Consider the following 16,371-nt stretch of genomic DNA (forward strand, 5'->3'; position numbering starts at 1 on the left):
GCCGGTTTTCACATTATCCATTTATTCAGGTTTGCCCCGGCCCCGTCGGGGTATTAAGCTCTTTTCATCGCTTTTCCTCTTTTCACTACATACGGATTCCCTTGTCTTGAGCAATAACGATTCTCAGGCGCACCGCATTCTAACGTTAACCCTCGAACCCAACGATCCCATGCGGCTGGCCAATCTCTGTGGCCAGCGGGACGAACACTTGAAACAGATTGAATTGCGTCTGGGTGTCACCCTGCGCAATCGTGGAAACACCTTTCAGCTAGCGGGCCCAAATACTCGAGTCAAGGCTGCCGCCAATATCCTCGAACATCTTTATCGCGAAGCAGAAAGCAGTGATCTCGAGCCCGAGACCGTGCACCTGTATTTGCAGGAGTCCGGTATCGAAGCGCTCGAGGAAGAGGAAGGCGGCGATGAAGGCGAAGTTGTCATTCGCACCACTCGAACCCTGGTCAAGCCTCGCGGCTTCAATCAGCAGAGCTATGTCGCCAACATTCGCAAGCACGATATCAATTTCGGCATCGGGCCTGCAGGGACCGGCAAGACCTATCTGGCCGTTGCTGCCGCGGTGGAGGCGCTCAACCAGCAGGAGGTGCGCCGCATTCTGCTGGTGCGCCCGGCGGTGGAAGCCGGTGAGAAGCTCGGCTTTCTGCCCGGCGATCTGGCCCAGAAGATCGATCCTTATCTACGCCCGCTCTATGATGCGCTCTACGAGATGATCGGTTTCGAACAGGTAGGTAAGCTGATCGAGCGCCAGGTCATCGAGATTGCCCCTCTGGCCTACATGCGCGGCCGCACCCTGAACAACGCCTTCATCATTCTCGACGAGAGTCAGAACACCACCCGGGAACAGATGAAAATGTTTCTGACCCGTATCGGCTTTGGTTCCACTGCCGTGGTCACCGGCGATGTCACCCAGGTCGACCTGCCTCGGGGGCAGAGCTCGGGTCTGATTCAGGTACTCGACGTGCTGCGAGATACACAAGGTATCGGCGTGACTCATTTCGCTGCCAAGGACGTGGTTCGTCATCCTTTGGTACAGCGCATCATCGAAGCCTATGATCTGTTCGAAGCCGAGCAGGAATCCCAGGAGCGTGCTCGCAAGGAAGCCCGAGAATTGGCCCGTCGCGCCGAGCAGTCCTCCGGTAACGAGCAGACCCACACCCGATGAGCATTGCCGCAGGCCCCGTTGTCGATCTGCAGATCGCCCTGGACGATGCCTGTACTCCAGGCCTGCCAACCGAGACCGAACTGTCGCGCTGGGTGGGCGCTGCGCTGATTCATCATCCGAACAAGGCTCATCACGAGCTGACCATCCGCCTGGTATCGGGCGACGAGAGCCGCTGTCTCAATCGTGATTATCGGGGCAAGGACAAGCCTACCAACGTGCTCTCTTTTCCTTTCGAAGCTCCGCCGGTTCTTGAGATGCCCTTGCTGGGTGATCTGGTCATCTGCCATGAGGTCGTCGCTCGAGAAGCCCTTCAGCAAAACAAGTCGTTGGCCGATCATTATGCCCATATGGTCGTACACGGTACTTTGCACTTGTTGGGCTACGATCATATAGAGGAAACCGAGGCGGAAGGAATGGAAATGCTTGAACGCACTATCCTGGCCTCTTTAGGCATTGCCGACCCCTATGTGCTTTCAGGCATTGAATGCGCCCCCTATTCAAATGACGAGGACACGAGACCCGACGCATGAGCGAAGACCGATCGAGCAGCCAGACAAGCAAGTCCTGGTTCGAGAAGATGTTTAGCGGCTTTTTCAGCGATTCCGACGAACCCAGCTCTAGGGACGAGCTACTGGTTTTTTTGCGTGAAGCCGGCGCCCGGCTGCGCCTCGACCCGGATGCCATGACCATTCTCGAGGGCGCCTTTCAAATCAGCGATCAGCAAACCCGGGAAGTAATGATCCCGCGCTCCCAGGTGACCGCCATCGCCGTCGACCAGCGCCCCGAGGATTATCTGCCGGTCATCTTCGAGACAGGGCATTCCCGCTATCCCGTGGTAGGGGAGAACCTTGACGATGTACTAGGCATTCTGCTGGTCAAGGATCTGCTGCCCATGCTGCAGAAAAGCGATGGTGAACGGCGCTGGGTAGAACTGCGCGACGTCATCCGACCGGCGATGTTCATCCCGGAATCCAAACGCCTCAACAGCCTGCTCAAGGAGTTCCGCGATACTCATAATCATATGGCAATCGTGGTAGATGAGTACGGCGGCACTGCGGGCATCGTTACCATCGAAGATATTCTCGAACAGATCGTCGGCGATATCGAGGACGAGCACGATACCGATGAAGATGACGAGATTCGGGATATGGGCGACGGATCGTTTTCCGTACGCGCCTTGACCGCTATCGACGACTTCAACGAGCGCTTCGATACGGACTTCTCCGATGACGAATTCGATACCGTGGGCGGACTGGTCATGCAGGGTTTTGGACACCTGCCTCGTCGTGGCGAACACACCGATCTGAGCGGCTGGCGGTTTACCGTGCTAGGCGCCGACAATCGTCGCATCCGGCTGTTGCAGGTTGAACAGCTGCCCGACACGGGCATGGATGAGGCGGAAGACTGATCCACGGTCGTCATCGTTCGAACGCTCTGGTATAAGAGGCACGTCCAAAGCTTGCATGCCGTCTTCATCAGGAAGATAGAGGACTGACAGGCGAGATCAACAAGGAGTGCCCTTCCCATGCTGTCCTATTCCCGCCCCTGGGTGGGTTTTGTCGCCGCGCTGATTGCCGGTGGCCTGACCACCCTGACCTTCTCGCCGTTTGAACTCTGGTGGCTGGGGCCGGTCGCCGTGATCCTGCTCTATATCGGCATACACGATCTGACACCGGGGCAGGCGCTATTTCGAGGCTGGTGCTATGGCGTTGCCCTGTTTGCCACCGGCACCTACTGGATCTATGTCTCGATACACGATTACGGCTATGCCAGCGTGCCTTTGGCAGTATTTCTCACCGCGCTGTTTGCGGTCACCCTGGCGTTTTTCTTCGCCATACCGTTTTGGTTCTACCGTCGTTTTACCGGGCGGCGTCTCGCCTTTCTGAGTTTTGCCGGCTTCTGGGTTCTCATGGAGGTACTGCGCACCTATCTGTTCACCGGCTTCCCTTGGCTGTTGCTGGGCAGTGCCCACGTGGATTCACCGCTTTCGCCTCTTGCACCCTTGGGCGGTGTTTATCTGCTTAGCCTGGTAACGGCGCTTACCGGCACATTGATAACGGAATTTCTCAAGCGACGCTGGTGGGCTCTTGCGCCCTTGACAATGTTGTGGATAGTGCCGTTTCTGCTGCCGCTGCAATGGACGACACCCAGCGAACAACCGACCCGAGTGGCGCTTTTGCAGGGCAATCTCCCCCAGCTGATGAAATGGTCCGAGGAAGGACAGCGCAGGGCAGCCAATACCTACGCGACCTTGACCCGAACCCAGCCTGAAAACATTGACCTTATCGTATGGCCGGAAACCGCGCTGCCAATGTTCCAGCGCCAGGCCGAACCACTGCTCGAGCGAATCCAGGCGACACTCCCGCCCAATACCGCCTTGCTGACCGGCATCGTGCAGCGAGATGAGGAAGATCGTTATTACAATGCGGTCATCGGCGTGGGAGACGTGGAAGGCGAGTATCGTAAGGAGCATCTGGTGCCCTTTGGCGAATACATGCCATTGGAAAGCCTGCTTCGGGGCATCATCGCCTTTTTCGATCTGCCCATGTCGAGCTTTTCCGCCGGTGTGTCCGATCCGGAGCCGATTCGTGCGGCAGGGCTGAGTATCGGCAGTGCGATCTGCTACGAGATCATCTATCCGGATCTGGTTGCGGAGCGCGCCAGGGACGCCGGGCTACTGCTGACCATCTCCAACGACACCTGGTTCGGTGACTCCATCGGACCGCTTCAGCACATGCAGATGGCGCGCCTGCGAGCGCTGGAAAACGGACGCTATGTCCTACGAGCGACCAGCAACGGGGTCACATCGATCATCAACCCCGAGGGCCGCGTCACTGCCCAGGCACCGCGCTTCGAGACCACCAGCATCAATGGTCAGATTCACGCCATGCAAGGGCAAACTCCCTTCACCCGCGTCGGCAGCTGGCCGACCTGGCTGCTGGCCGCTCTGTTCGTTTTGCCAGGGCTGCGCTTGCGCCGCAGCAAGTCCCGCTTCTAGCGACAGGACGGCGCCATCATCGATGCCCCGATGATGGCGTCTCTTTTCTGGTATTCGTCAGATGCTCTTCAGGTTCTTTTCAAGGGCTTGGAGAGCGCTCGAAGTACCTATGCTCACATTCACGACAGGGCTCCAGTCGCGTGACGCTCTCCAGCAGGACCTTGGCACCGCAATGCACGCAGGCCATGCGCCCCGGCGCGGCAATTTCGCCTGCCACGTAATCGGCACGGGATGCCTCGAGATCGTCGTTGAGCTGTTCACGCTCGATGATGCTGCGATCGGCCACTGAGAACAGCGCATCGGTGATCTTGCGGGATAGCACCTCAAGATCGATGCCCAGCCAGCTGGCGACCCCGGAACCGCCGGCGGCCAGATAGCCCCTCAGATCCTTGAGATCACGTTCGACCCAGGCACGCAGTAATGCCATTTCATCCTTGGTGAAATCTTCGAAGTCGGCTTCGAACTGTACCGATTCATCGAGATCCTTCTGCAGGTTGTCCCAGGAGAGATCGTTGGCTCCGTTCTGCATTCGTTCAAGAACACGCTCGTAGGCATCGCGCAGCCGATGCTCTCTATGTTGTTCGCTCATGACGCTCTCCTTCAATCACCACTATCGTTTAGCGTAGTTGCCACCGATCACTTGGGCAGCAGTTCGTATACTGGCATGTGAGTGGCCACGGGCAACGGCTTCTTTCCAGGCCTACCTGCCGACGCATGTCTAAGGTAGACTTTGGGCCAGTATAAACGCTGCCAATACCCGCCCGAATACGTTTCTAACATATTGTGTAAGTGCGTATTATCGTCTTGTAGGCGAGACACGGCCAAGCTCACAATTCAAGCAAGGTGCCCCGCGAAAACGATGGATACTCAGTATACGCCCCATAGTATCGAACAAGCCGCTCAGCAGTTCTGGGACAAGCATCAGTGCTTCAAGGCCATCGAAGACGCGACCCGCGAGAAGTTCTACTGCCTCTCGATGTTTCCTTACCCCAGCGGCAAACTTCACATGGGGCATGTGCGCAACTACACCATCGGTGACGTCATTTCCCGCTTTCAGCGCATGCAGGGCAAGAACGTGCTACAGCCCATGGGCTGGGACGCCTTTGGCATGCCGGCGGAAAACGCGGCCATCAAGAATCGCGTACCGCCCGGGGATTGGACTTACCAGAACATCGACTACATGCGAGCGCAGCTGAAAGCGCTTGGATTTGCCTATGACTGGAGTCGAGAGTTCGCCACCTGCGATGTCAGCTATTACCGCTGGGAGCAGTGGTTCTTCACCAAGCTGGTGGACAAGGGGCTGGTCTACAAGAAGATGGCCACGGTCAACTGGGACCCGGTGGACAATACCGTACTGGCCAATGAGCAAGTCATCGACGGCCGTGGCTGGCGCTCCGGCGCGCCGGTGGAACGCAAGGAAATCCCCCTGTGGTTTCTGAAGATCACTGACTACGCCGATGAATTGCTGACAGACCTGGAAAAAGTGGACTGGCCGGAGCAGGTCAAGACCATGCAGCGCAACTGGATCGGCAAGTCCAAAGGCGTAGAGCTGGCCTTCGATGTCGTCGGCAATCGTATCGCCGATGAAGCAGACGTGCTGCGTGTCTATACCACGCGCCCTGACACCCTAATGGGGGTGACTTACGTGGCCGTTGCCGCCGGCCACCCGTTGGCGAAGGCCGCGGCGGCGGATGATCCGACGCTCGAAGGCTTCCTCGAGGAATGCAGCCATGGCGGCACCTCGGAAGCGGATCTCGCCACCATGGAAAAACGCGGCATGGACACCGGTTTCAAGGCGGTGCATCCGCTATCCGGTCGTGAAGTGCCGGTCTATGTCGCCAACTTCGTACTGATGGAGTACGGCACCGGCGCGGTCATGGCGGTGCCTGCTCATGACCAGCGGGACTGGGAGTTTGCCACGAAGTACGGCCTGCCCATCGAGCCGGTGATCGCCGATGAAAACGGCCAGGCGCCGGATATCAGCGAAGGCGCATACAGTGAACACGGCAAACTGATCAATTCCGGTGATTTCGACGGCCTAGAGTTCGATGCGGCGTTTGAAGCCATCGCCGCGCGGCTGGCGGATCAGGGCCACGGCGAGATCAAGACCAATTTCCGCCTGCGGGACTGGGGGGTGGCGCGTCAGCGCTACTGGGGCGCGCCGATTCCAGTCAAGTATGGGCCCGAAGGCCAGACCGTACCGCTCTCCGATGATGAACTGCCGGTGGCACTGCCCATGGAAGTCGAAGTCGATGCCAGCGGTTCCCCGCTCAAGAAGATGCCGGCGTTTTATGATCTTGGCGATGGCTGGACCCGGGAAACCGACACCTTCGACACCTTCATGGAATCGAGCTGGTATTACGCTCGCTTCGCCTGCGCCGACAACATGCAAGCCATGCTGGACGAGCGCGCCGACTACTGGCTGCCGGTGGATCTGTATATCGGCGGCATCGAACACGCCATCCTGCATCTGCTCTATGCCCGCTTCTTCCATAAGCTGATGCGGGATTTCGGCTTGGTAAAAAGCGACGAGCCCTTCAAGCGCCTGCTGACCCAGGGCATGGTGATCGCCGAGACCTTCTACCGGGACGCCGACAACGGCGGCAAAGACTGGTACAACCCGGCAGAAGTCGAGGTCAAACGCGACGACAAGGGTCGGCCCATCAGCGCCGTACTCGACGGCGACGGCCATCCGGTGCAAATGGGGGGCATCGAGAAGATGTCCAAGTCGAAGAACAACGGCGTCGATCCCCAGGCCATGATCGATCGCTTCGGTGCCGATACCGTGCGCCTGTTCATGATGTTCGCCGCCCCTCCCGAGCAGTCCCTGGAATGGTCGGATTCCGGCGTCGAGGGCGCACACCGTTTTCTCAAGCGCCTGTGGCGCCTGGTCGCCGAGCATATCAATACCGGCACGCCTGCCCCCCTCGATACCGACACTCTGAATGACGAGCAGCGCAGGCTCCGCCGCAAGACCCACGAAACCATCAAGAAAGCCAGCGACGATATCGGTCGGCGCACCACCTTCAATACCGCAATTGCCGCGGTGATGGAGCTGACCAATGAGATAAGTCGATTCACCGATGCCTCACCGACGGGGCTCGCCGTGGTACGAGAAGCTCTTGAGGCCTGCGTGCTGCTTCTGGCACCGATCACGCCCCACGCCTGTCATGCGCTCTGGACGGAGCTGGGATACGAGAATCCTGTGATTGACGCCGCATGGCCCGCAACGGACGAGTCTGCTCTGGTCAAGGACAGCATCGAACTGGTGGTTCAGGTCAACGGCAAGCTGCGCGCACGGATCGAGGTAGACACAAATGCTAGCAAGGACAGCATCGAAGCTATGGCCAGGGACAATGAGAACGTGCAGCGGCATATAGAAGGCAAGACGCTGCGCAAGGTCATCGTCATTCCCGGCAAGCTGGTCAATATCGTTGCCAACTGATACAAGGAGCCGCTCGTGAAGCGCCGTACTTTCCTTATCCGGTCACTAAGCCTGCTTGCCTTGGGCACCGCCGGGGCAGCCTTGACTGGCTGTGGTTTTCAACTCCGTGGGCTCAATCAACAAGCACTGGGGTTCGATACGCTGGATTTGAATGCACCACCGACCGCCTTTACCGATGAGCTCAAGCGCCGCCTCGCCAATGACGGCGTGACACTTACCGATGACGCCCCGCTGCGTCTGAATATTGGAAATCCCAGAACGAACGAAGTCGCTCTTGGTGGTGGCGATCTCAATTATGAAGAAGTGGAATTGAATCTGGCGGTTCCCTTCTCGGTGCAGCGCAGCAGCGACAATGCCTATGTATTGGATCAACAGGTCATTCAAGTGGTCACTACCTACCAGACCAGCGATGGCAATCTACTGGTACGGGACGACCTGCGTGATCAGACCGTAGAAACGCTTCAGCGTGATGCTATCCGGCAGCTGCTGGAGCGATTGCGTACTCTCAAGCAATGAAGGTATTCCCTGACAAGCTACCCGAGGCCATCGGCAAACGCCTGCCACCGGTAATCATCGTTGCCGGCGACGAGCCGTTGATCCACATGGAAGCTTGTGACGCGGTGCGAGCCGCGGCCCGCAAGCAGGGTATCGAGGAACGTGAAATCCTGCATGTGGAGGGCAACTTTCAATGGGGTCGGCTGACCGAGTCCGCCGCCAGCATGTCGCTGTTCGCCTCGAGCAAGCTGATCGAGCTGCGCCTGGGCGATCAGTCGCCAGGCCAGGAAGGCAGCAAGGCGCTCGACGCCTATGCGGTGCAAGCCAGGCACAGCGATGACATCCTGCTGATCTCCGCAGCACGACTGGATTACAAGCAGCAGCAGAGCAAATGGTTCAAGGCGCTGGACAAGATCGGCCTGTTCGTGCCGGTATGGCCGGTGGATCATCAGCGTCTGGGCTTCTGGATGCGTGACCGCGCATCCCGTCACGGGCTACAGCTGGACATGGATGCCGCCCGTCTGCTCGGCGAGCGCACCGAAGGCAACCTGCTTGCGGCGGATCAAGAGTTGCAGAAACTTGCGCTGATCATGCCACCCGGTGCCCGACTCAACGCCGAGGCCATTGCCAGCGGCGTCGAGGACAACGCTCGATACGATGTATTCACCCTCACCGACGCCTGCCTGCGCGGTGAGCGCGAGCGCACGGTGCGCATCGTGCAGGGACTGCGCGGCGAAGGCATCGAAGCGCCGGTGGTGCTCTGGGCACTGACTCGCGAACTGCGCACCCTGCTCTCGCTGCAGCAACATCTGGACCAGGGTCAGAGCTTGGAGCATGCCTGCAAGGCCCAACGCCCGATGATCCCGGACAAGCGCCGACCCAACTACCAGCAGGCGCTGCAACGCCTGCCTCATCGCCGTTTGCACAAGCTATTGCTGTTCTCTCAGCGCATCGATTTGGCGGTAAAAGGCGCCTCCCCCCTGCCCTTATGGAATGCGCTCAACGATCTGGCCCTGACCCTGGCCGGCGGTCGTGGGCTGCTTGCGGAATCGCCGCTTTCTTACAAAGTGTGAACCGCGCCTAACTGAGTGGCCCGTTCCCATGCCCTTGCCGATCACTGAAGCAGTAGGCCAGTGTCGCCACCGCAAGAGTGCCCGCCAGCAGAATGAATAAAAGCCGGTACTGCTCGCTTGGGATCATATGCACTTCATTGGCCAGTTCCATCATCCAGCCGCTTATGCTTTGAACCAGCGCGACACCGATGAAGCTCATCGCCGTCAGAAATGCCATCCCCCGGCCATGGTAGGACGGGGCCAGGAAAGTCCGACAGTGAGACATCAATAGCGGATAGTTGAACCCGAACAGCCCTACCGCAATAAAGGACCACATTGCAAAGTAAGGTCCTTCGGAGGGAAAGATCGCCAGCAGCAGCAAGGGAACCAAGGTCAATATCGAGGTGACGATCACCAGTCGCCGAGTATTTTGCAACCACCTGTCCAGCACTCCCAGCATGAAGGTACCGACGCCCAGTGCAATCGACATCGCCAGAATGATATTGCCCCGTTCACCGGTATCGAGCTCAAACACCTCGGCCAGATAAGGACCGCTCCAGAGGCCGCGAATAGCCATCAGTACCGCATAGCTTGCCAAAAACATCGGGATGATTGGCCACAATCCCCGGATGGTGGTAACGCGTGCCATTCCCTGCAGCATCACTGTCAGCGAATAATTCACGCTATCAGGCCGATCCGGCTTCAATCCCATCAAGCAGGCGCTAGCCGCCAGTGCCGCCAGCACCATAATCAGCAGCAGCGCCGAACGCCAGCCCAACCACTCGGTCGCCATGGCCAGCGGCGTGGTGCCAAGTAGATCGCCGGTGCTACCGATCGCGATCACGAGTGCGGTGAAATAGGCAAACCGTTCTGGAGGATAATGTCGACCAATAAACAGCATCGTACCGGTGAATATCGGCGCACAGCCGACGCCGATCAGTACCTGTCCTACAAAGGCAAGCGATGGAGATTCCGCCATCGAAAACATCACCGTGCCCAATACCGCCAACCACATGAAAAGCCCGATGCTCAGCCGTGCACCAAACCGGTCCAGCGCCAGCCCCGCAGGTACCTGAGCGACGGCAAAGCTAATAAAAAATGTCGATGACAATAGCCCCAGGCCACTTTCGGCGATAGTTAGATCCGCCGAGATTTCCGGTGCAATTACCGCGATCATGCCACGATAAAACAGGCTGATCGCGTAGGCGAAACAGAGTATCAACAAGTCACGCATGTCGAATTATCCACGGATTGAAAACAAGCCATCATGCAAGGGCGCTCGACACGCGTCTAGGCGTATGAGGCACAACAGCTAAATGCAGCATATCGATCAAGCTCCACTCTGCAAGCGGTCCCGAGAGTTCTCCCTGCAAGGATTGCTTTTTGCCCCCTATCTCGAAGAGGCAACCGAGCGACTGAAAGCACGCCTCCCGAACGGTTTAGAGTCAAAGCAACTCTTGCCTAGTCACTGAGCATGCGTTAAAGAGGGTTCGCACATTATGACGATGCGGGGTTTTCCCAATCCCGACAATCACAACACACAAGGGAAGCGAATGAATGCAATCATACTCGCCGTCTTGATCATGGTGACCTTGAGCCTCATGCGGGTCTCCGTGGTGTTCGCCCTGATCGCCGCCGCTGTCATTGGCGGCCTCTATGCCGGCCTGCCGGCTGGTGAGATCGTCACGGCCTTCAACGATGGCCTGGGCGGTGGCGCCCCGGTGGCGCTGGCCTACGCGACCCTGGGCGCCTTCGCGGTAATGCTGTCCCGCTCCGGGATTACCCAGCGTCTCTCAACTCGAATAATCGACACCTTTCAGGGCGGCGCGCAGACCCGATCTCACGCGCGCATGGTCACCTGGGGTCTGTTCGCCAGCCTGATCCTGGCCGGCTTCGCCTCGGGCACGATCATTCCGGTGCATATCGCCTTCATTCCCATTCTGGTGCCGCCGCTGCTGATTGTCATGAATCACCTGCAACTCGACCGCCGCGCCGTGGCCTGCGCCATCACTTTCAGCATCACGGTGATGTACATGACCACGCCGATCGGCTTCGGCACCATCTTTCTCAACGACATCCTCATGGGCAACATCAACGAGGCCGGACAAGCGCTCGACTTCCAGATCGAGCGCGGCGCCCCGCCCAAGGCGATGATCATTCCGGCCCTGGGCATGGTGCTGGGACTCGCCACTGCCATCTTCATCAGTTACCGCAAGAAACGTACTTACGAAGATCGCCCCATCGACGGCCAGGCAGAAAACAAGCAACAGCCTGCCAAGCTCAAGACCTGGCAACTGGGGGTCATCATCGCTGCCCTGGTGGTCGCTCTGGTCATACAGCTGTGGAGCGGTTCGATGATCTTCGGCGGCCTGGCGGGTTTCGCGCTGCTGTCATTCAGCGGCATCGTGCGCTGGGACGAGCAGGACGGCGTCTTCACCCAGGGCATGCGCCTGATGGCCATGGTGGGATTCATCATGATCGCCGCCGCTGGATTCGCCGGCGTGATGAAGGCAACCGGCGAGATTCCCGACCTGGTACAAAGTTCCGTGGCATTGATAGGCGACAGCCGTGCCCTGGCGGCTCTGGTGATGCTGCTGGTTGGATTGTTCATCACCATGGGCATCGGCTCATCCTTCGCCACCATTCCGATCATTGCCGCCATTTATGTGCCGATGTGCCTAAGCTTCGGCTTCTCGGCGCTGGCCACCACCGCTCTGGTAGGCACCGCCGCGGCGCTGGGGGATGCCGGTTCACCCGCCTCGGACTCGACCCTGGGCCCCACCGCCGGCCTGGATGCTGATCACCAGCATGATCATATCTGGGATACGGTGGTGCCGACCTTCCTGCACTTCAACATTCCGCTGATAGCGTTTGGCTGGATCGCCGCCATGACTCTCTGACATCAAGGAGACAACACCATGACTCAGAACGCCAATATCGATTCCCTCGTCACCCCCGAGATCGTCGAGACCTATGCGCAGGATGGCGCCGTCTGCATTCGCGGGTTGTTCCGCCAGGATCAGATCGACGAGTTGACCCAGGGCATCGAAGAGAATCTGCGCAGCCCCAGCTCACGTGCCAAGGTAGCCAGTGAGCCGGATGATCCTGGCTGGTTCTTCGAGGACTTCTGCAACTGGCAGGACATCGCGGCATACCGGCAATTCATCTTCGACTCCGCCGTCGGCGAAGTAGCGGCTCGGCTGATGCAAAGCCAGCAGGCACGCCTGTACCACGACCATCTGCTTGTCAAGGAGCCGGGCACCCGTCAGCGCACGCCCTGGCATCAGGATCAGCCCTACTACAACGTGGAAGGCCACCAGAACGTTAGTATGTGGTTGCCGGTCGATCCGGTGTCTCGCGACGCCACCCTGGAATTCGTCGCCGGCTCCCACAAGGGGCCCTGGCTGATGCCGCGGACCTTCATGGACAATCAGGCCAAGTGGTTTCCTGAAGGCAGCCTCGACGACCTGCCGGACATCGAGGCCAATCGTCGCGACTACAAGATCCTCGGCTGGGCACTGGAACCCGGGGACGCGGTGTTCTTCAACATGCTGACGCTACATGCCTCGGCGGGTGTCGATGGTAATCAGCGCCGCCGTGCCTTCTCGGTACGTTTTCTCGGCGACGACATGGTGCACGCGCCGCGTCACTGGACGACCTCGCCGCCTTTTCCCGGTCTTGAAAAGGAACTGGAGGCGGGAGCGCCCATGGATCATCCGCTGTTTCCGCTGCTGGCTTCTGCGTCAACATGAGACATTGAGTGGAATCCAAATGCAGTAGCCCGCTTTATAGCGGGCTACTGTTTTCGCTCTATACAAAGCTTGTGCGAAATATCGTCATTCGATGATGAGGCTGTCTCGGCTTCTTGCCCCCGGGGCTTCGATACGCGGCTCTCGCCCACCCCGCAGAATGGAGTTACCTTCGTACAGGGTGCGCTGATCGATCTCCGGCGGGTTCAACCAATCCGATTCTTGAATCTGACCACTCTTGCCGTAGACCTCCAAAGTATTGGCGTAGGTGACCTTGCGAACCGTTTCTGCAGGGATGCCATTTTTCAATGCCAGCATGGCGGTCTTGGCGACTGCCAAGGGATCGGAGATACCCCAATCGCAGGCGCTATCGACGATGATGCGTTCGCTGCCGTACTGCTTGAGCAACTCCACCATACGCACGGTGCCCATCTTGGTGGAAGGATAGATCGAGAAACCTGCCCAGAATCCTCTATCCAATGTCTCTTTTACGGTTTCTTCGTTATTGTGATCAATGACTACCCAAGATGGGTCAAGGCCCATCTCTTCACACACATCCATAGAGCGTGAGGTGCCCTGCTTCTTGTCCCGATGTGGCGTGTGCACCATGACCGGCAATTGCAGCTCCTTGGCCAGCGCCAGCTGAGCGCGGAAATACTTGTCTTCCAGCGGCGTCTGCTCGTCATAGCCGATCTCACCGATCGCCACCACCCCTTCCTTCAAGGCGAAACGCGGCAACCATTCCATGACGCCTTCGGCCAACTCTTCATTATTGGCTTCCTTGGAATTGAGCCCCACGGTGCAGTAGTGGCGAATACCAAACTGCCCGGCGCGGAAGCGCTCGAACCCGATGATGGTAGAAAGATAATCTACGTAGGTACCGACAAACGTACGCGGCTGGCCCAGCCAGAAAGCCGGCTCGATCACAGCAACGATACCCGCGGCGGCCATGGCTTCGTAATCATCGGTGGTGCGTGAAATCATATGGGCGTGTGGATCGATGAACATCTCAGACAACCTCGTTTCGTGAAATATTGGCTTGCTCCACCTGGTGTTCGGCGATTTTGGCGGCAGCAGCGGGATGCGCGGCAAGTAATGACTTGGCTTGTGGCGATGGATTATTGGCCAGGGCCAGCGCCGCGGCCGCCTGTTCCGAAGGCTTGCCGGAGAGTGCCCTCTCGAACTCGTCGAGAGCGCCCACTTCGGCGGCATAGGGGCCGATGTAGCGCCATACTTCCGGCGAAATACCACGTCCGGCGGCCCAGCGCTCATGCACATGATCGAGCAGCTGTCGCGCCAGCTCCGGATTATTCCGCTCATCAAGACCCACGATGTTGGCCAGACTGCTATTGACGAACAGCGCTTTTAGAATCATGTGATTCCAGCGATGCTCATCGAAATGAAGTCGGGGGTAAGGGTTATGCTGAGTAATAGCCTCGAAGACGCCCAGCATGTTGGAACGCAGCCCTTCGCCCACCTCGAACGCCAAACTTTCAGGCTTCGGGTATAGCGGCAACCCTCGGTAGAGCGCCACAAGTTCCCTGGCATCCGCGGTGCGTCGCAGATCCTTGAATATCTCTGCGAAAGGTCGCTCGCCGCGATACATCGTCAAAGCCACGATTCTAGCGGCACCGTCGATGCTCAAACCCTCGGGCTGCCAGCCTTCCAGGGCACCGTTCGCCTGACTAAGATCCTCAATCGACAACGCAAGCTCCGCCTTACCCAATAGCCGCGGCGCCAATCCCATCACCATATGCAGTTCACGCTCCGAGCCCCCTCCGCAAGCGCATTCACGCGCTCTTCGAACCATGCACTCTGCTCTTTCGCCTGGCGCAGAATCCAGTGACGTAGCAGATCGACCGGTTTTTCAGACATTGCTCACCTCAGTACTTGTAAACAGGTGTATTCAATCCTTGACTCATCCTGGCTCAGCAGAATGGCCTAGTACCATCTCACATCAAAATTAACACAAAGTTACCTTATTTTACCGAACGATGTTAGTGTATCGAATTGTATTTTTACGGCTCAGTTTTCCGAATCTCATTCGATATGGCAGCAATGATGAATAAAACCCTGGTAATCCTTGTGGTGGGCCTGGCGCCCAATATGGTCGGCACCCACACCCCAAACCTTGTAGCGCTGGCAAAACGAGGCGCCATGCGCCCGCTCAATACGGTCACACCTGCGGTCACCTGCACCGTGCAATCCACCCTAGTGACGGGCCTGACACCTGCCGAGCACGGCATCGTGGCCAACGGCTGGTATTTTCGTGATCTCTCGGAGGTCTGGCTGTGGCGTCAATCGAACCGGCTGGTAGGCGGGGAAAAGATCTGGGACGCTGGCAAGGCACGCAATCCTGACTTTAGCTGCGCCAAGATGTTCTGGTGGTACAACATGTACTCCAGCGCAGACTGGAGTGCGACGCCACGCCCCATGTATCCAGCGGATGGGCGCAAAATTCCTGATCATTACACCTACCCCGCCGATCTTCATGACGAGCTCGACGCCAAGCTGGGTCAGTTCCCGCTGTTCACCTTCTGGGGCCCGGTCGCGGACATCACCTCGAGTGACTGGATTGCCAAGTCGACCTTGCACATCATGGAGACTCGGGATCCGACCCTGACCCTGACCTACCTGCCTCATCTTGATTACAACCTGCAGCGACTGGGGCCGGATCTTTCTCATCCACGTATCCAGCAGGATCTTGAAGAGATCGATACGCTGTGCGGTGAGCTGATCGACGCCGCCGAGCGGGATGGTCGACGCGTCATCGTCGTCTCGGAATACGGCATCACGCCCACCACGGATGCGGTGCATATCAATCGTGCGCTACGCAAAGCAGGGCATGTCGCTGTGCGAGTAGAGGAACACGGCCGCGAGCAGCTCGACCCGGGCGCTTCCCAGGCCTTTGCCGTGGCGGATCATCAGCTCGCCCATGTGTACATTCAGGACCCTGCGAAGATTGCCGAGATCAAGGCCCTACTCGAAGGATTAGACGGGGTGGAAAGCGTCTGGGATGCGGAAGGGATCGAAGCCAATGGCCTCGCTCATCCCAACGCAGGGGAACTGGTTGCCATTGCCAAACCAGATCGCTGGTTCAGCTACTACTACTGGCTGGACGATTCTCGTGCACCGGATTATGCGCGCACCGTGGATATTCACCGCAAGCCCGGCTACGACCCGGTGGAGCTGTTCTTCGACCCCAAGATCAAGCGCCCCAAGCTCGCCGCGGGCTGGCGGGTTGGCAAGCGTAAGCTCGGCATGCGCCAGCTGCTCGATGTCATCTCGCTCAAGGACACCCAGCTGGTCAAAGGCTCTCATGGACGCATCACCGACGACCCGAACGACGGGCCGCTGGTAATCTCATCTCAGGCCAACTTGATGCCGGAAGGCGCAGTAGAGGCGACGGATTTCAAAGCCCTGACCTTGGCTCACGTGTTTGAAGACTGAATACT

The 16,371-nt window shown here is 58.4% G+C and carries 14 protein-coding genes; 10 read left to right on the forward strand and 4 right to left on the reverse strand.

Annotated elements, in window-relative coordinates; genetic code table 11:
* Window positions 1-169 precede the first annotated feature (169 nt).
* The 4 genes from CH74_RS10265 (at window position 170) to lnt (ending at window position 4,175) form a co-directional block, all read left to right on the forward strand.
* Entirely contained in the window at window positions 170-1,177 is a 1,008-nt protein-coding gene (locus tag CH74_RS10265; RefSeq protein WP_253273034.1) for a PhoH family protein, read from the forward strand.
* The gene (gene ybeY / locus CH74_RS10270; protein ID WP_048307368.1) at window positions 1,174-1,707 is read left to right on the forward strand and encodes an rRNA maturation RNase YbeY; all 534 of its coding nucleotides are present in this window, start codon (window positions 1,174-1,176) and stop codon (window positions 1,705-1,707) included. Before CH74_RS10265 ends, ybeY begins: the two co-directional genes overlap by 4 nt.
* On the forward strand, window positions 1,704-2,585 hold the full coding sequence (locus CH74_RS10275; protein ID WP_048307370.1) for an HlyC/CorC family transporter: 882 nt from the start codon (window positions 1,704-1,706) through the stop codon (window positions 2,583-2,585). Before ybeY ends, CH74_RS10275 begins: the two co-directional genes overlap by 4 nt.
* 117 nt (window positions 2,586-2,702) lie before the next feature.
* Window positions 2,703-4,175, forward strand: coding sequence for an apolipoprotein N-acyltransferase (lnt, locus tag CH74_RS10280; RefSeq protein WP_048307371.1), 1,473 nt, complete (start codon window positions 2,703-2,705; stop codon window positions 4,173-4,175).
* Between the two features lie 79 nt (window positions 4,176-4,254).
* Here the strand turns inward: lnt and CH74_RS10285 are convergent, their stop codons facing one another.
* Complete coding sequence (locus CH74_RS10285; protein ID WP_048307373.1) at window positions 4,255-4,764, reverse strand: zinc ribbon-containing protein; 510 nt, start codon at window positions 4,762-4,764, stop codon at window positions 4,255-4,257.
* 270 nt (window positions 4,765-5,034) lie between these two features.
* On the opposite strand from CH74_RS10285, the gene leuS reads away from it, so the two are divergent.
* From leuS to holA, 3 genes are read left to right on the forward strand one after another with little or no spacing between them, the layout of a single operon-like run.
* Window positions 5,035-7,620 (forward strand): leucine--tRNA ligase, encoded by a 2,586-nt coding sequence (gene leuS / locus CH74_RS10290; RefSeq protein WP_048307374.1) that lies wholly within the window; start codon window positions 5,035-5,037, stop codon window positions 7,618-7,620.
* Window positions 7,621-7,635: 15 nt separating this feature from the next.
* Window positions 7,636-8,136, forward strand: coding sequence for an LPS assembly lipoprotein LptE (gene lptE, locus CH74_RS10295; RefSeq protein WP_048307375.1), 501 nt, complete (start codon window positions 7,636-7,638; stop codon window positions 8,134-8,136).
* Window positions 8,133-9,188 (forward strand): DNA polymerase III subunit delta, encoded by a 1,056-nt coding sequence (gene holA, locus CH74_RS10300; protein ID WP_048307376.1) that lies wholly within the window; start codon window positions 8,133-8,135, stop codon window positions 9,186-9,188. Before lptE ends, holA begins: the two co-directional genes overlap by 4 nt.
* 7 nt (window positions 9,189-9,195) lie before the next feature.
* Here the strand turns inward: holA and CH74_RS10305 are convergent, their stop codons facing one another.
* Complete coding sequence (locus CH74_RS10305; protein ID WP_053070713.1) at window positions 9,196-10,401, reverse strand: MFS transporter; 1,206 nt, start codon at window positions 10,399-10,401, stop codon at window positions 9,196-9,198.
* A gap of 319 nt (window positions 10,402-10,720) precedes the next feature.
* On the opposite strand from CH74_RS10305, the gene CH74_RS10310 reads away from it, so the two are divergent.
* Window positions 10,721-12,067, forward strand: a complete 1,347-nt coding sequence (locus tag CH74_RS10310; protein WP_048307377.1) for a Na+/H+ antiporter family protein — start codon at window positions 10,721-10,723, stop codon at window positions 12,065-12,067.
* A gap of 18 nt (window positions 12,068-12,085) precedes the next feature.
* Window positions 12,086-12,919 carry a phytanoyl-CoA dioxygenase family protein gene (locus tag CH74_RS10315; protein WP_156181471.1) on the forward strand — a complete coding sequence of 278 codons (834 nt, stop codon included), beginning with the start codon at window positions 12,086-12,088 and terminating at the stop codon, window positions 12,917-12,919.
* 84 nt (window positions 12,920-13,003) lie between these two features.
* Here the strand turns inward: CH74_RS10315 and CH74_RS10320 are convergent, their stop codons facing one another.
* Complete coding sequence (locus tag CH74_RS10320; protein WP_048307378.1) at window positions 13,004-13,924, reverse strand: TatD family hydrolase; 921 nt, start codon at window positions 13,922-13,924, stop codon at window positions 13,004-13,006.
* A 1-nt stretch (window position 13,925) separates the two neighbouring features.
* The gene (locus CH74_RS10325; RefSeq protein ID WP_156181473.1) at window positions 13,926-14,726 is read right to left on the reverse strand and encodes an EboA domain-containing protein; all 801 of its coding nucleotides are present in this window, start codon (window positions 14,724-14,726) and stop codon (window positions 13,926-13,928) included.
* 251 nt (window positions 14,727-14,977) lie between these two features.
* On the opposite strand from CH74_RS10325, the gene CH74_RS10330 reads away from it, so the two are divergent.
* Window positions 14,978-16,366 (forward strand): nucleotide pyrophosphatase/phosphodiesterase family protein, encoded by a 1,389-nt coding sequence (locus tag CH74_RS10330; protein WP_048307379.1) that lies wholly within the window; start codon window positions 14,978-14,980, stop codon window positions 16,364-16,366.
* The last annotated feature ends 5 nt before the right edge of the window (window positions 16,367-16,371 follow it).

The organism is Halomonas sp. PR-M31 (assembly GCF_001039575.1).
Lineage (GTDB): Bacteria > Pseudomonadota > Gammaproteobacteria > Pseudomonadales > Halomonadaceae > Modicisalibacter.

Bases quoted from the DNA above. Each gene is read 5' to 3' on its own strand.
- CH74_RS10285 (WP_048307373.1), bottom strand. From the start codon at position 4,764: ATGAGCGAACAACATAGAGAGCATCGGCTGCGCGATGCCTACGAGCGT.
- ybeY (WP_048307368.1), top strand. From the start codon at position 1,174: ATGAGCATTGCCGCAGGCCCCGTTGTCGATCTGCAGATCGCCCTGGAC.
- leuS (WP_048307374.1), top strand. From the start codon at position 5,035: ATGGATACTCAGTATACGCCCCATAGTATCGAACAAGCCGCTCAGCAG.
- CH74_RS10310 (WP_048307377.1), top strand. From the start codon at position 10,721: ATGAATGCAATCATACTCGCCGTCTTGATCATGGTGACCTTGAGCCTC.
- CH74_RS10305 (WP_053070713.1), bottom strand. From the start codon at position 10,401: ATGCGTGACTTGTTGATACTCTGTTTCGCCTACGCGATCAGCCTGTTT.
- holA (WP_048307376.1), top strand. From the start codon at position 8,133: ATGAAGGTATTCCCTGACAAGCTACCCGAGGCCATCGGCAAACGCCTG.
- CH74_RS10265 (WP_253273034.1), top strand. From the start codon at position 170: ATGCGGCTGGCCAATCTCTGTGGCCAGCGGGACGAACACTTGAAACAG.
- CH74_RS10330 (WP_048307379.1), top strand. From the start codon at position 14,978: ATGAATAAAACCCTGGTAATCCTTGTGGTGGGCCTGGCGCCCAATATG.
- CH74_RS10320 (WP_048307378.1), bottom strand. From the start codon at position 13,924: ATGTTCATCGATCCACACGCCCATATGATTTCACGCACCACCGATGAT.
- CH74_RS10315 (WP_156181471.1), top strand. From the start codon at position 12,086: ATGACTCAGAACGCCAATATCGATTCCCTCGTCACCCCCGAGATCGTC.
- lnt (WP_048307371.1), top strand. From the start codon at position 2,703: ATGCTGTCCTATTCCCGCCCCTGGGTGGGTTTTGTCGCCGCGCTGATT.
- CH74_RS10275 (WP_048307370.1), top strand. From the start codon at position 1,704: ATGAGCGAAGACCGATCGAGCAGCCAGACAAGCAAGTCCTGGTTCGAG.
- CH74_RS10325 (WP_156181473.1), bottom strand. From the start codon at position 14,726: ATGGTTCGAAGAGCGCGTGAATGCGCTTGCGGAGGGGGCTCGGAGCGT.